The sequence below is a fragment of the Pseudomonas sp. yb_2 genome, assembly GCF_043103905.1.
GTDB lineage: Bacteria > Pseudomonadota > Gammaproteobacteria > Pseudomonadales > Pseudomonadaceae > Aquipseudomonas > Aquipseudomonas alloputida.
Genome location: NZ_JBICKH010000068.1, coordinates 208,672 through 223,306 on the forward strand (window position 1 = coordinate 208,672; position 14,635 = coordinate 223,306).

The following is a 14,635-nucleotide window of genomic DNA, read 5'->3' on the forward strand; positions in this document are numbered from 1 at the left end:
GCTGCGCTTCAGCACTAGCTTCGGCCGCCACAGACCTGAACCATCAGCGCGCCCCAGGCATGCAATCGAACGACAATGGACAAATGAACGGCCAAGGCGCAGCGACTGGCTCTGGAACACCCGGCGATGGCATGGGTACGGGTGATGGCGGCACTGACGACAATGGGACGGACAATACCGGGGGTGACGGTACCGACAGCGGCTCGGGAACCGGCAGTCATGGCTCTGGTAGTAGCGGCACAGGCGCGGGCGGTGGTGGCAGTGGCTCAGCCGGAAGTGGATATGGCGCAGGTTCCGGCAGTTAGCTGAAAGGGCCTCAGTTCTGCCCTGGTTTTCAACCGTTCATGCAACCCATGCAGGAGGAAATACCATGCCACGCGGCGACAAAGACAAGTACACGGACAAGCAGAAACGTAAGGCCGAGCACATCGAGCAATCTTACGAGGACAAAGGCGTGGGCAAGGATGAAGCCGAAGCTCGCGCCTGGGCCACCGTCAACAAACAATCCGGTGGCGGTGAAAAACACGCAGGCTCGGGAAGCCGGACACCGTCGCACGTGAAGAAGACCGCACGCTCGGATTCGGCCAAGCGCGCCGCTGAATCTCGCCAGGGGCATTCGCGGACGTCGCACGCGTCGCTGGAATCGCAAAGCAAGGAAAGCCTTATGAAAGAGGCACGCAGCAAAGACATCAAGGGGCGCTCGACCATGACCAAGGCCCAGTTGATTGAAGCCCTGCAAAAACACGGGTGACGGCCAGATGTGATCGGCAACTTGGCAAGCCGGCTGAACGTTTGCTCAACCGGCCCGGTCGCACAACAGAGACGCAGCCGGCTGCGCGAACCCTGACCGTGAGGACCTACCATGAGCGCGATCTCTCCCAATGGGGCTGAAGAACACCCCATCGGCCTGACCCTGAATGGTCAGCGCCTGACACTGCAGGTGAATCCCTGGACCACCCTCCTCGACCTTTTGCGCGAGCAGTTGGACCTGGTCGGCACCAAGAAGGGTTGCGACCATGGCCAGTGCGGGGCCTGCACAGTGCTGCGCGATGGCAAGCGCGTCAATGCCTGCCTGACCTTGGCCATCATGTGCGACGGGGCCGAACTGGTGACCATCGAAGGGCTGGCCAGCGGCGACGTTCTGCACCCCATGCAGCGTGCATTCATCACCCACGATGCTTTCCAGTGCGGTTACTGCACCCCGGGGCAGATCTGCTCCGCAGTCGGGCTTGCCCGCGAAGGGCGCGCCTATACCCGCGAGGCCATTCGCGAACAGATGAGCGGCAACCTTTGCAGGTGTGGTGCATATAGCAACATCGTCGCTGCGGTGGAAGAAGCCCTACCGTTGATGACGGACCTGGCCCCGCCACAACGAGGGCCGAATCCATGACGCCTTTCAGCTACCACAAGCCCGCATCAATCAGCGAAGCCGTGAGCCTGGCTGACGCCAGCTCACACTTCATTGCCGGCGGCACCAACCTCGTCGACCTGATGAAAGAAAACGTGGTTCGCCCCAAGCGCCTGATCGACATTTCCGGCCTTGGGCTGAACGGCATCCACCCCACGTTGAACGGTGGCTTGTTGATCGGCGCATTGGTGAGCAATGCCGACCTGGCCTGGCACCCGATGATCGAGCAGCACTATCCATTGCTGTCGGACGCCATCCTGGCTGGGGCATCACCGCAGTTGAGGAACATGGCCAGCACCGGTGGCAACTTGCTGCAACGTACCCGTTGCTACTACTTCTACGACACCGGCACCCCCTGCAACAAACGTGAACCCGGCAGCGGATGCCCGGCGCGTACAGGCTCGAACCGTATCCACGCGATTCTCGGCGCCAGTGATGCCTGTGTCGCGACCCATCCCTCGGATATGTGCGTGGCATTGGCTGCGCTCGAAGCAGTGGTGCATGTGCAGGGGCCGCGCGGAGAGCGCCAAATACCTTTTGCGGCATTCCATCGCCTCCCCGAGGACACCCCGGAGCGAGACAATCAGCTGGCAATCGATGAACTGGTGGTCGCCATCGAGCTGCCGCCCCCGGTGTTCGAAAAACATTACCGTTATCTGAAAATTCGCGACCGCGCCTCCTACGCGTTTGCGCTGGTATCGGTCGCCGCAGCCTTGAGCTTCGATGGCCAGGTGATCCGGCAAGCTCGCCTGGCGCTGGGCGGCGTTGCTCACAAGCCGTGGCGAGACCCGGTTGTGGAGCGCATGCTGGCCGGCCAGGCGCCTTGCGAAGCGCTGTTCACCCGGGCTGCAAAAACGTTGCTGCAAGGTGCAAAACCTCTGAGCCACAACGGCTTCAAGGTCACGCTCGCCCAACGTGCAATTGTGCGGGCATTGGATGACGCGGCGCGCGGCGCCGCTGACGGGGGGCCACGACCATGATCAAACCAACACCGGTAGCCGGTACGTCCCTGGACCGCGTAGACGGCGTGGCGAAGGTCACCGGGCAGGCGCGTTACGCGGGCGAATACCCCGAAGTGGGCCTGCTCCATGGCAGTGTCGTGTCCAGTACCATCGCCCGAGGTCTAGTACTCAACATCGACAGTACGCAAGCGATGCGCGTGCCCGGGGTGATCGCCGTGCTTGATCATGGCCATCGTCCACATATTTCCAGTTATGACGACGACTACAGCGACGCCGACGCCGCGCAGGGGGCGCCGTTTAGGCCCTTGTTCGATGATCGAGTGCTCTATAACGGTCAACCGTTGGCGCTGGTGGTTGCCCAAACTCTCGAACTGGCCCGGTATGCAGGTTCGCTGATCAGGATCGAGTATGCCGAGGAGGCCCACCAGACCGACCTGGGCGCATGCCAGCAGTCGCATGCGGCACCCGCCGAAACACCGGCGCCGCGTGGCGACTTTGCCGCGCAGTTTGCCAGGGCCCCGGTGCAGGTGGATGCCACCTACCTGACTGCCAACGAGTACCACAACCCCATGGAGCCGCATGCATCGACCGTGCTCTACAAGGCCGACGGCACGCTGGAAATCCACGACAAGACCCAAGGCACGCAAAACTGCCAGGACTACTTGCACAAGGTGTTTGGCCTGCCCAAGGCAAACATCCGCGTGCGCGCGGCATTCGTCGGCGGTGCCTTCGGCTCGGGCTTGCGCCCGCAGTACCAGTTGCCACTGGCAGTGATGGCGGCGTTGCACCTGCAGCGCTCGGTGCGCGTCACGCTGACTCGCCAGCAGATGTTCACCTTTGGCTACCGGCCCCGCACCGAGCAGCGCCTGCGCCTGGGTGCTGACGCAAACGGGCAGTTGCTGGCGATCGCCCACGATGCGCTCGGCCAGACCTCCCGCTTCGAGGACTTCACCGAGCACGTGGTGGAATGGAGTGGCATGCTCTACCAGTGCGACAACGTTGCCCTCAGCTATCGCCTGGCCTCGCTCGATGTGTACACCCCGCTGGACATGCGTGCGCCTGGCGCCGCGTCGGGGATGATTGCCCTGGAATGCGCCATGGATGAGCTTGCCTGTGCAGCGCAGATTGACCCGCTCGAACTGCGCCGACGCAATTTCGCCGCCAGCAATGCCAACGAGGGCAAGCCCTACTCCAGCAAGGAACTGCTGGCGTGCTACCGGCAAGGTGCCGAACGTTTTGGCTGGCAAAACCGTAATCCGCTACCGCGCAGCATGCGCCATGGCAACCAGCTGGTCGGCTGGGGGATGGCCGGCGGCGTCTGGGAAGCCATGCAGATGAAGGCCAGCGCCAAAGCACGCTTCGATGCCCAAGGCCACCTCACCGTCAGCAGTGCCACCACCGATATCGGGACCGGCACCTATACCGTCATGACGCAGATCGCAGCCGACGCGGCTGGCGCCAGGGTGCAGGATGTCACCTTCGTCCTGGGAGACTCTTCACTGCCCACCGCACCGCTTCAGGGCGGATCGTTTACGGTGTCGTCGGTCGGTTCGGCCGTGCGCCAGGCCTGCCAGGTACTGCGTACCAAAGTGCTGGAACATGCGCGCAGGATGTACCCCCAAGTGGCCAGCACGGCCCGGGAGCAGATCATTTTCGCCGATGGCTACCTGCACGCGGGCAGCCATCGCCTGGCCTTGGCGGACATCATCGCCAGCGCCCCCGAAGGTGAGTTCGAAGTGCAAATCGACGCCGAGCCCGGCGCCAGACGCCAACCGTTCTCCACCGCTACCCATTCGGCAGTATTCGCGGAAGTCCACGTCGACGAGGACCTTGGCACAATCAAGGTAGTACGGGTAGTCAGCGCTGTTGCGGCGGGACGAGTAATCAACCCGAAAACCGCGCGCAGCCAGATTTTGGGAGGCGTGGTGTGGGGGGTGGGTATGGCCCTCCACGAAGCCGCGCTGACCGACCATCGGTTGGGCCGCATCGTCAACCACAACCTCGCGGAATACCACATCCCGGTGAACGCAGACAGCGGGGATATCGAAGTCATCTTCGTTGAAGAGCACGACGACATCGTCAACGAGCTGGGGTCCAAGGGCGTGGGCGAAATCGGCGTCGTCGGGGTGGCAGCCGCGGTGGCCAACGCGGTCTACCATGCCACGGGCAAGCGTGTGAGGGAGTTTCCGATCACGCTCGACAAACTGCTGAAAGACAACAGTCAGGTATGAGTAATATCTGTGCATGAGGTTTGCGCCTGCATCGCCGTCGGATTCCCGCTCACTGGGCGTCGGTGGCTTCAGGCGCAGGCGGATCAATGCGCTCGATATTTCCCAGAACCAACGCTCGCCCGGCAAATAGACCGCCGGATGTTTCCAGGGCAAAACGTGCGGCATCGCGTGTGCGCACCTCGTCGGTCACCGCGTCAGCTTCAACGCTCGAGGCTCCCAAGGTCAGCACGGCCTGGCGGCCAAGCAGCAAGGAGGATTCAAAGGTTTCCCGCACGATGTAGTCGGCATCGTGCTTGACCAGTTCCAGCGCGTGCTCGCGGTCAAAGGCGCGTACCAGCACCTTCACATGCGGGCAATACTGCCGCGTGCTTTCGACGATGCGTGTCGCGGCCTTCTTGTCATTCACGCACACAATGATGGTGCGGGCGTGACGGGCCCCGGCAGCATGCAACAGGTCATGCCGGGCACCATCACCGTAATAGACCTTGAAACCATAAGGCTCCACGGCGCGGATCACCTCGGGGTCCATGTCGATGATTGAAAGCTTGGCGCCATGAGCGAGCGGTGCCTGACAAGCGATCTGGCCGACACGGCCAAACCCTATGATGAGTACATGGCCTTGGAGATTCTGTGCCGGCTCCACACCGTCCATGGAAACCGCCCGGGGCCGCGCGAAACGCTTGAGCAACAGAAGGTTCACCGGCGTGAGGGCCATGGACAGCACCACGATAGCCGTCATGTTGGCGTTGATTTCGGCACTGACGACCTTGAGTTTCAGCGCTTCGGTAAACAGCACAAACGCAAATTCGCCCCCCTGCGCCATCAGCACGGCGCGGTCCAGCGCATCGCCATGCTGGCTTTTCGCTAGGCGCGCGACCCCATAGATGCACAGCGCCTTGACCACCATCAGCGCCAGCACGCCAGAGCTGATGAGCAGCCAGTTCCTGGCCACCACCTGCAGGTCCAGCGCCATGCCGACGCCGAGAAAGAACAGCCCCAGTAACAGTCCGCGAAACGGTTCTATGTCAACCTCCAGCTGGTGGCGGAAGGTGGACTCCGACAGCAGCACACCGGCAACAAAAGCTCCCATCGCCATCGACAGGCCGCCGATTTCCATCAGCAGCGCTGCTCCTAGCACCACCAGCAGCGCCGCAGCAGTCATCACCTCGCGCGCCCTGGCTTGGGCCAGTACCCGAAACAGGGGGTTGAGCAACCACAACCCGATGATTACCAGTGCGCTGAGGGACACGGCTGCGATAGCCATGCGCTGCCACAGGGGTGAGGTGGGTTCGGGCACCGCTGCAGTCGGCGCCAGAAATGCCACCACCGCCAGCAAGGGCACTATCAGCAGATCTTCAAACAGCAGAATGGACACGATGCGTTGGCCCCTCGGCTCGGTCAAGTCACCCCGCTCCGAGAGAACTTGCATGACGATGGCAGTGGATGTGAGTACAAAACCGGCCGCGCAGACGAATGACACCTGCCAAGGGAAACCAAAGGCCTTGCCGACGACGGTGAGCAGAACGGCACAGATCAACACCTGCAGGCTGCCCAGCCCAAAGATCTGCGCCCGCAGCGCCCACAGATGCGAGGGATTGAGCTCCAGGCCAATCACGAAGAGAAACATAACCACGCCCAATTCGCCCACATCGATGATGGTGTGAGGGTCATTGACCAGTTGCAGCCCGAAGGGCCCGATCATCATCCCCGCCAGCAGGTAACCCAGCACCGAGCCGAAACCGATGCGCTTGAGCAGTGGCACGGCCACCACGGCAGCGCTGAGCAACGTGATGACACCCAACAACAGTCCTGCGTTGCCTTCAGCGGCCATGGCTTCGACCCTCAGCCCCTGTCAGGACCGGTTATGGAGAAAGTACCGGACGAATTATCGCTGGGCGTCTCAGTTCGCCTGGGATGTGCAATATCCACTGCATGGGAAGCGGCAGCTTCCGGTGGAGCAACTGAAGAAACACCCGCCCGCAGGTAGGTCGCGGGCGGGTAATACTGGTGACGAGGGGCTGTCCCCTAGCCTTCGCGAACCTCGATGCGCCTGCCACTCGCACGCGCTTGCTTGGGCAATTCGATACGCAGCACACCGTTGTTGCATCTGGCGCTGGCCTGCTCGGCAATGACCTCGGCAGGAAGCCGGAAGGTGCGCCGGAAACTGCCAAAGGTGCATTGCCGGACGCGATAATGCCCATTGCCCTGCTCCTGCTCGATGCGCTTTTCACCGCGAATGATCAGCGTATCGCCCCGCACCTCCAGGTTCAGGTCCTCCTTGACCATTCCAGGTATCTCAAGGCGAACGACGATCCGCTCACCATCCTCGTAAAGATCGCCGGCCAGCAGCCCCCAGTTCGAGGCAAGCGCCGGTGATGAGGTCGCATCCTGCGACTCGCCCCTGCTCCGCTTCACTGGCGTGAAGCGCGTCAAGGCCTCGCTGGTGCGATCGCGAAGCTGACGCCAGCCCTCGCCCAGCGAATGCCAGGTTTCCTCCAGGCCATGTCTGAGTTCAGCTAGTTTGTCCATGGGTCGTCCTCCACACGCTCAAGGCCCTACGCGCTTTTCACGACGATCTTGCGCGGCTGGGCATGTGCATGTTTGGGAACACGCACGTTCAGCACGCCGTCCCGTAGCTCAGCGTCGATTCGGGTCGTATCCAGCTCGGAGCTCAAGGTGAAGGCTCGTCTGAATCGCGACAGCTGGACTTCAGCGTAGACGGCCTCCAGCTGTTCGGACAACTGCGGCATGATCTCCCCTTCCAGCACCAGCGTGTCACCCTCCACATTGACCACGAGATGATCCTTGGGCACCCCGGGAAAGTCGGCAAACAGCTGGATTCCGTTTTCGTCTTCGAAGACATCGACGCGCGGCAGCAGTGTTTGGGTTTCAGTTTCGCCGCGCACGACTGCTTGCTTGTCGTTCATGGTGATTCCTCCTTCAAACCTTTGCTGTTACTGGATGACTATACGCTTGGGCTGCAGCGCTTCCCGCCGCGGCAGGGAAATGCGCAGGACGCCGTCGCGGTAGTGGGCCTCGACCTTGTCGGTATCGACCTGATCATTGAGGCTCACGGTACGCTTGAAGGGACCTGCATAGCGCTCGTTGGCGTACACGGAGCAATTGCCCTCCTGCGTGCTGCGCGCGGGCCGGCGCTCGCCGGAAATCGATAGCAGGCCTCGGTGAATCTGCAGATCGATGTCGCTCGGGTCAACGCCGGGAACGAAGGCGTAGACCTCCATGCTCGATGGCGTGCTCGCGACATTGATGGCAGGAAAAGCACCACTGGCCAAGGCACGAATGCTGCCTGGGCGCCCGAGCCCCGTTCCCAGCACATGTTGCAGTTCGCGCTGGAGCTTCTCGAACTCGGCAATCGGATCGCTCGACAGATTAAGAAGGGACTCGTACATGACAATCCTCCTTCCAGCTGACTGAAATGATCTCGAACAGGAGGCGCGAAGCGCCGGGTTTCGGCCCCTGATGACGGAATTATGTGAGCAATCTGGAGGTTTTCAAGCCCCGGTTTGAACGGATATGGAATTACACATCCGCGCTCTTTTTCCCGTTCAATCTTTGCCTTGGCGCCATTCACACAGGGCCTAGGCAACTCGATCATCTCGCTCACGCAACAGCCAGTAGGTCAGCCCCAGGGCCAGGGTGGCGCCAGCGAGCGCCGCGACTTTGGCCGGGCCGACATCGGGATCAAGGATCACGATCTTGCGCGACAGCGCGATCAACCCGATCAAGAGGACCGTCTTGACCTGAATGATGCTGCCATGGCGCAAGACAACGCGCACGATGGAATGCTTGAATTCCATCGCGATCAGCAGCGTCATGACCATACCGAACACATTCTGGAAGATCCGGTGGTCCAGCGGATTGAACGCATCGATGATCAGCAGGCTGAAGACTATCTGGATCAGCTGTACCAGCGACACCACGATAACCACCGCGATCACCAGCGAAAGAATGTGAGCGACGATCTGCTCGAAACGCTCGTAAAACGTCAACACCGCCCACTCGCGACGCAGTCGCATGCGCGTGGTCTCGGGCTCATCGCTGTCCTTCATGCCTCACCTCTTCAGCAGCAAGATCATTGCAACGAGAAACCGCAGCCTTCGGCCTGCGCTTCACGCATTTTCACTGTCGAGCTCTTTGGCCGGCGCGGCTTGCCGGCGGTCGAACCCGACCCGCTCCGCCTTGTCGTCCCAGCGCACATGGGCGTGATCACCCTTGCCAATGCCGCCGCCGAGCATTTCACGTGCCAGTGCCGTCTCCAGCTCGCTGCGGATCAGTCGCTTGAGCTCGCGGGCACCGAATTCGGGCTTGTAGCCGACTTGCGCCAAGTGATCGACCAGTGTCTCGTCGAACGTCAGCGTCACGCCCTGGCTCGCGGCATTGCGGGCTACGCGCTCGAGTTGCAGGCCAACAATGTGGCGGATCTCCTGCTTGCCCAGCGCATGGAAGACGATGATCTCATCGATTCGGTTGAGGAACTCGGGGCGAAAGTGCCCGCGCAGCACTTCCATCACCTCGACCTTGGTCTTCTCGTACTCCTCACCAGCCGCTCCAGGCGCCTTCAGCCGCCGCTGAATAATGTCGGAGCCCAGGTTGGACGTGGCGATGATAATGGTGTTGGTGAAGTCCACCACGCGCCCCTTGCCATCGGTCAGTCGCCCGTCGTCGAACACCTGCAGCAGGATGTTGTAGACGTCGGCGTGGGCCTTCTCGATTTCGTCGAGCAGCAGCACGCTATAGGGCTTGCGCCGGACCTTTTCGGTAAGCTGGCCGCCTTCGTCATAACCAACGTAACCCGGAGGCGCGCCCACCAGCCGAGCCACGGAATGGCGCTCGCCATACTCTGACATGTCGATACGCAACAGGGCGCTCTCGTCGCCGTAGATGGTTTCGGCCAGCGCCTTGGCCAGCTCGGTCTTGCCGACACCGGTGGAGCCCAGGAACAGGAACGTGGCAACGGGCTTGCTGCCTTCGCGCAGCCCAGCGCGCGACAGCCGAACCGCGTCCGCCACCGCACGCACCGCCTCGTCCTGCCCCACCAGGCGCTCATGCAGCCGCTGCTCCAGGTGCAACAGCTTCTCGCGCTCCTCCACCGTCAGTTCATTGACCGGAATGCCGGTTAGCCGCGAGACGATTTGCGCCACATGTTCCGCCTTGACCTCGGTGCTGCCCGAGCCGCGCTCGCGCTCCCACTCCTCGACCCGCTGCTTGAGTTCGGCCTCCGTGGTTTCGACGCGCTTGCTGATCTGCGCCGCATTGTCATATTGCTTGCGCGAAGCCGCGTAGTCCTGCTCGCGGCGCAACTGGTGCAACTCCGACTCCATTTCCTGCACCGCAACCGGACGCGCCGTCGCCGATAACTTGACGCGGGCGGCAGCCTGATCGAGCAGATCGATGGCCTTGTCCGGCAGAAAGCGCGCGCTGACGTAGCGGTCGGACAGTTCGGCGGCAGCGATGATCGCCTCCTCGGTGATGCTGACCTTGTGGTGCGCTTCGAAGGTGTCGCGCAGGCCGCGCAGGATCATGATGGTCTGCGCCACCGTTGGCTCGGGCACCACGACCGGTTGGAAACGCCGCTCCAGCGCAGCGTCCTGCTCGATGTACTTCTGGTACTCGTTGAGCGTCGTCGCGCCAATCAGGTTCAGCTCACCACGCGCCATCATCGGCTTGAAGACGTTGGCCACGTCCAAGCCGCCTTCTCCACCGCCCTGGCCTGCCCCGACGATGGTGTGCACTTCGTCGATGAAGAGAATCAGCTCGCCCTGATGCTCGGCGATTTCCTTCAGCACCTTCTGCACGCGCTCCTCGAACTCGCCTCGGTACTTCGCGCCAGCCACCAAGGAATTGATGTTCAGTTCGACCAGGCGTTTGTCGCGCAGCGTCTCGGGCACCTCGCCGGCCACCATGCGCTGCGCCAGCCCCTCGACGATAGCCGTCTTGCCCACGCCAGGCTCGCCGATCAACACCGGGTTGTTCTTCTTGCGCCGCGCCAGTACCTCAATGGTGGTTTCGATTTCCTGTGCCCGCCCGATGACCGGGTCCAGCTTGCCATCGCGCGCCATCCTGGTGAGATCGCGCGAGTACTTGTCGAGCTCCGGCGTTTCGGTCGGTGCCTCGGCGCGGCCATCCTCTGCACCCTTGCCAACCACCTTGCTGACGCACTGGCGCAGGGCCTGCGGCATAAGGCCATAGCGGCGCAGCAAGTTGGCGGCCAGCCCTTCGCCCTCTTCGGCCAGCCCGATCAAGAAGTGCTCGGGGCCTACGTATGCGTGCCCCAACTCATTGGAGGCGACGAAGGCGCGACTGAGCGCATCCTTGACCCGAGGCGACACGCCGACTTCGCCTTCAAATGGCTTGTCGCCGCGCTTGGCTTCGGCTTCGATCTGGCGCTTGAGCTCATCAACCTTGATCTTGAACTGGCTAAGGATGGTCTTCACAACGTCGCTGTCGGCCAGCGCCAATAGCAGGTGTTCGGTATCGACTTCGGACCGACCGAACTCCGTGGCACGCTTGGCGGCTTCCTGCAACAGGGCCTCGGAGTGTTCGCTGATGCGGCTGGCCAGCCCGCTGCTGCGGCGGCGTGGCGTGCCGGACGCTGCGCGGCCAGGTTCCCCAGACGACGCTTCAGCCACTTCATCGGCATCCGTGGCAACGGATGCCGAGTCTTCTCCGATGCGCAGCAAATCGCTGCCCATGAACTCTTCGAACAAACCGCTGCGCGAGCCGAAAAGGGCTTCCAGTGGGGAAAGGGTGCGTTTTTGCTGGCGCACCAATTGGCGGTAGTGATCATCACACAACAGCATGATGCTGTGGCGGCCATTGACCTTGGCCTCCACCCGTGTCGTGGCGGGTTGGCCACAGACCTGGCATTGTTTGCTGGCCATGCGGGCGCTCCTTGAGTCATTGAGATGACGAGATGGAGCCTGCCGCAGCACCTCGTCTGCTGGTGGGCCTTCGTGACGACTTCAACGAAATCTCCGAGTCAGCTTCAATTCGGAGTCGAACGGCTGTGCTTCGATGCACCCGCTTCGCGCTCCTCGAGGATGATCGTCAACAGCCCATTGTCGAATGGGCGCTTGATCAAAACCTGATCGGCATCGTCAGGCAGGTTCAAGGGTGGCGGGCAACAGCCGTAGAGCGTTCGGCACGAGGGAAGGCGCACTTCTGCTGCTCTCGCAGCAGTCGGGCGTGATCGGGATGTTCTTTCCTTGAGATGGGGCCATTCGAAGGAAAGCCAGTACTGCATCCGTGATGTCCAGCGCCAGCTTCAGCACGCCTGGTAGGCAAGCGCGGGTTGGCGAGCGACGAAAACAGATGCGCCCAGGCCCAAGGAACTTTCGCAATGCTGGCTAAAGTCTGCGCCTGGTAGTCCGAAAGTCAAGCAGTATCTGCGATCGGTTCAGAAACAGTCAGCGGGCAGGCCGAGGCGAGCCGAGTTTAGGCGCACGCGCTCCATCTGATACGTTCTTTTATCATCCACCTGAGTCTTTTTCGTGGAAGGCCCACTGCTTTATAAGTTTTCGCGATCGGGGTGCGATCGGACTGTACCCGGGCACTCAATTCTCCAGCCGTTCAGGGAACCGGAAGGCCTCGCAAGTACTCAGGAACTCCCATGAACACCTCCTGCACGAGCTATCACAGCATGGCGCTTTCCGAGTCTCAGCGCGACATACTCGGTATGATTGCGACCAATCATCAACTGCACGACATCCTCACCGCCATCTGCTTGATGATCGACGCCCAGGATCCCGGCACGCTGTGTTCGATACTGCTCACCGATGCGCAAGGCAAGCATTTGCTGAAGGGCGCCGCGCCTGGCCTGCCGCCTGCCTACAGCGATGCAATCCATGGCTTGCCCATCGGGCCTCAGGAAGGTACGTGTGGCACAGCTGCATTCCGCCGCGAGCTGGTGGTGACAGCGGATATAGCCCGGGATCCGAGCTGGGAGCGTTTTCGCAGTCTGGCGCTAGGGTACAATCTACGCTCCTGCTGGTCGTTGCCATTACTCTCGCATGAGGGCTCCGTTCTTGGGACATTTGCGCTATACCAGGATCAAGCGATTGCGCCAAGCGAGGTGCAGATCCATCGGCTGACCTGCGCGGCGCAACTGGCTGCCATTGCGATCCGGCATGAGCGTGACGGCCAACGTCTGGAGGAAAGCGAACAACGGTTTCGCTCATTGTTTACCTACAACCCCAACCCGGTTTTCGCCCTTGACAGGGCGGGCAACATCCAGAGTGTGAACCCAGCTGGCCTGAAGCTTAAAGCTGGCGCGGCAACTGATCTTGTCGGCCATCATTTCTCCCACCTCGTGTTCGAAGAAGACCTGCCGAAAGTGAATCAGCATTTTTTCGCGGCCCGCGCCGGTGAGCCGCAGCGATTCGAGGCAAGGGTGCGCGACGAGAGCGACGACAAGCAGTTGATCATGGATATCGCTAACCTGCCAATCATGGTCAATGGCGAGATCGTCGGGGTATTCGGCATCGCGCGGGATATCAGCAAACAGAAGCATTACGAGCGCCAGTTGAGTATCAATGCCAGCCATGACGGGCTGACGGGTTTGCTTAACCGCCTGTCTCTGGAAGACCGGCTTGTCCAGGCGGTCATGTACATCGACCTGGATGGATTCAAATCCATCAACGACTCCATCGGGCACTACTTCGGCGATCAAGTGCTGATCGAGGTGGCACAGCGCTTGACCCAGCAGGTCCGTCCGGCTGATACCGTCGTGCGTATGGGCGGCGATGAGTTTGTCGTTCTGCTGACGGACCTGCTTCGTGACGAAGACGCTGTCCCGGTGGCCGAGCGACTGCTGGCCAGCATTGGCAAACCCTACTGTATCCAGGGTATTGACCTGCACGTGAGTACCAGTATCGGTATTACGGTAAGCGATGGTCACATCGAGCAGCCGATGAAGTTGATCCAGCAGGCTGACATGGCCATGTACAAAGCCAAGCAACAAGGTCGGAACAACTTTCAATGGTACACCAGCGATCTTAACCACCGCGTTTGCGAGCACAGAAGCCTACGTAATGACCTGCAAAAGGCTATCAAAACTCAATCGTTCAGCCTGCATTATCAACCGCAAATAGAAGCGCGCACGCGTCGGGTGGTCGGGATCGAAGCGTTGTTGCGCTGGGAGCATCCGGTTAGAGGGTTGATCTCTCCAGCGGTTTTCATACCGGTGGCAGAGGACAGTGGTCAAATTATCCCTCTGAGCCTTTGGGTACTCGATACGGCGTGCGCGCAGTTGCGCAACCTATGTGATCAGGGCTTCAACGGTATCTCGATGGCCGTGAATATTTCGCCGATGCATTTCCAGTGCGGTCAGTTCGTTGAATGTATCCAGGCAGTGTTGAGCAAGCATGGGCTCAGCGCCGGACAATTGGAGCTGGAGATAACCGAGTCACTCTTGCTGCATAACGTTGAACAAGCAATCGCAACCTTGCACCGCCTCAAAGACTTGGGTGTACGCATTGCGCTGGATGATTTCGGTACGGGGTTCTCCAGCCTGAGTTATCTCAAGTGCTTGCCAATAGACAAAATCAAGATTGACCGCTCCTTTATCCAGGACATCTCGACGAACCCACACGATGCAGCAATCACTCAAGGCATCATTTCGATGGCCCATCATCTCAGCCTGTCAGTAGTCGCTGAAGGTGTGGAAACTGCGCCTCAGGTGAACTTCCTGGAAAGGGAGCGCTGCGATATTCTCCAAGGCTATTACTTTGCGAGACCCATGTCGCATGAGGCGCTCAGGACTTTCTTGGCCGACTAGTCCACCGCCATGGTGATGTCCTCGGCTCGCCGGGTTGATATTTTCGTGCTGCTTTGTAAGCGATGCCCATCGTTGCCGGCGCTGTGACAGTTGGGGGCAGCCCCCACCTGCATGCCCGCGTTATAGGCGTCAGCGTTGGATGCCAGCACAATATGCTGACATTTCCCTCTTCTCCATATCCCGCTCGTCATAACGTAACAAGCGCCCAGAGTTGCTGAGCACCAGCAATGTACTGAAG

Annotated in this window: 11 protein-coding genes; 5 read left to right on the forward strand and 6 right to left on the reverse strand. The window is 60.9% G+C overall.

From position 1 onward, the window contains the following. Window positions 1-370: 370 nt before the first annotated feature. From ACF8FB_RS17820 to ACF8FB_RS17835, 4 genes are all read left to right on the forward strand, one after another. Window positions 371-751 (forward strand): hypothetical protein, encoded by a 381-nt coding sequence (locus ACF8FB_RS17820; protein WP_010954186.1) that lies wholly within the window; start codon window positions 371-373, stop codon window positions 749-751. Between the two features lie 111 nt (window positions 752-862). Then, window positions 863-1,390 carry a (2Fe-2S)-binding protein gene (locus ACF8FB_RS17825; RefSeq protein WP_010954187.1) on the forward strand — a complete coding sequence of 176 codons (528 nt, stop codon included), beginning with the start codon at window positions 863-865 and terminating at the stop codon, window positions 1,388-1,390. Further along, window positions 1,387-2,388 carry a xanthine dehydrogenase family protein subunit M gene (locus ACF8FB_RS17830; protein WP_010954188.1) on the forward strand — a complete coding sequence of 334 codons (1,002 nt, stop codon included), beginning with the start codon at window positions 1,387-1,389 and terminating at the stop codon, window positions 2,386-2,388. Before ACF8FB_RS17825 ends, ACF8FB_RS17830 begins: the two co-directional genes overlap by 4 nt. After that, window positions 2,385-4,601, forward strand: coding sequence for a xanthine dehydrogenase family protein molybdopterin-binding subunit (locus ACF8FB_RS17835; protein WP_392511617.1), 2,217 nt, complete (start codon window positions 2,385-2,387; stop codon window positions 4,599-4,601). Before ACF8FB_RS17830 ends, ACF8FB_RS17835 begins: the two co-directional genes overlap by 4 nt. Before the next feature lie 49 nt (window positions 4,602-4,650). Here the strand turns inward: ACF8FB_RS17835 and ACF8FB_RS17840 are convergent, their stop codons facing one another. From ACF8FB_RS17840 to clpK, 6 genes are all read right to left on the reverse strand, one after another. Continuing rightward, window positions 4,651-6,432 (reverse strand): monovalent cation:proton antiporter-2 (CPA2) family protein, encoded by a 1,782-nt coding sequence (locus tag ACF8FB_RS17840; protein WP_392510235.1) that lies wholly within the window; start codon window positions 6,430-6,432, stop codon window positions 4,651-4,653. 194 nt (window positions 6,433-6,626) lie between these two features. Continuing rightward, complete coding sequence (locus ACF8FB_RS17845) at window positions 6,627-7,130, reverse strand: Hsp20/alpha crystallin family protein (protein WP_392510234.1); 504 nt, start codon at window positions 7,128-7,130, stop codon at window positions 6,627-6,629. 26 nt (window positions 7,131-7,156) lie between these two features. Next, complete coding sequence (locus tag ACF8FB_RS17850; RefSeq protein ID WP_020190681.1) at window positions 7,157-7,528, reverse strand: Hsp20/alpha crystallin family protein; 372 nt, start codon at window positions 7,526-7,528, stop codon at window positions 7,157-7,159. A gap of 27 nt (window positions 7,529-7,555) precedes the next feature. Continuing rightward, entirely contained in the window at window positions 7,556-8,011 is a 456-nt protein-coding gene (locus ACF8FB_RS17855; protein WP_010954193.1) for an Hsp20/alpha crystallin family protein, read from the reverse strand. 189 nt (window positions 8,012-8,200) lie between these two features. Beyond that, window positions 8,201-8,671: a phosphate-starvation-inducible PsiE family protein gene (locus ACF8FB_RS17860; RefSeq protein ID WP_392510233.1), complete on the reverse strand. Its 471-nt coding sequence runs from the start codon at window positions 8,669-8,671 to the stop codon at window positions 8,201-8,203. A 60-nt stretch (window positions 8,672-8,731) separates the two neighbouring features. Further along, window positions 8,732-11,503, reverse strand: coding sequence for a heat shock survival AAA family ATPase ClpK (gene clpK / locus ACF8FB_RS17865; RefSeq protein ID WP_392511618.1), 2,772 nt, complete (start codon window positions 11,501-11,503; stop codon window positions 8,732-8,734). 728 nt (window positions 11,504-12,231) lie between these two features. Here clpK and ACF8FB_RS17870 point away from each other — a divergent pair. Beyond that, window positions 12,232-14,397 carry a putative bifunctional diguanylate cyclase/phosphodiesterase gene (locus ACF8FB_RS17870; protein ID WP_392511619.1) on the forward strand — a complete coding sequence of 722 codons (2,166 nt, stop codon included), beginning with the start codon at window positions 12,232-12,234 and terminating at the stop codon, window positions 14,395-14,397. The last annotated feature ends 238 nt before the right edge of the window (window positions 14,398-14,635 follow it).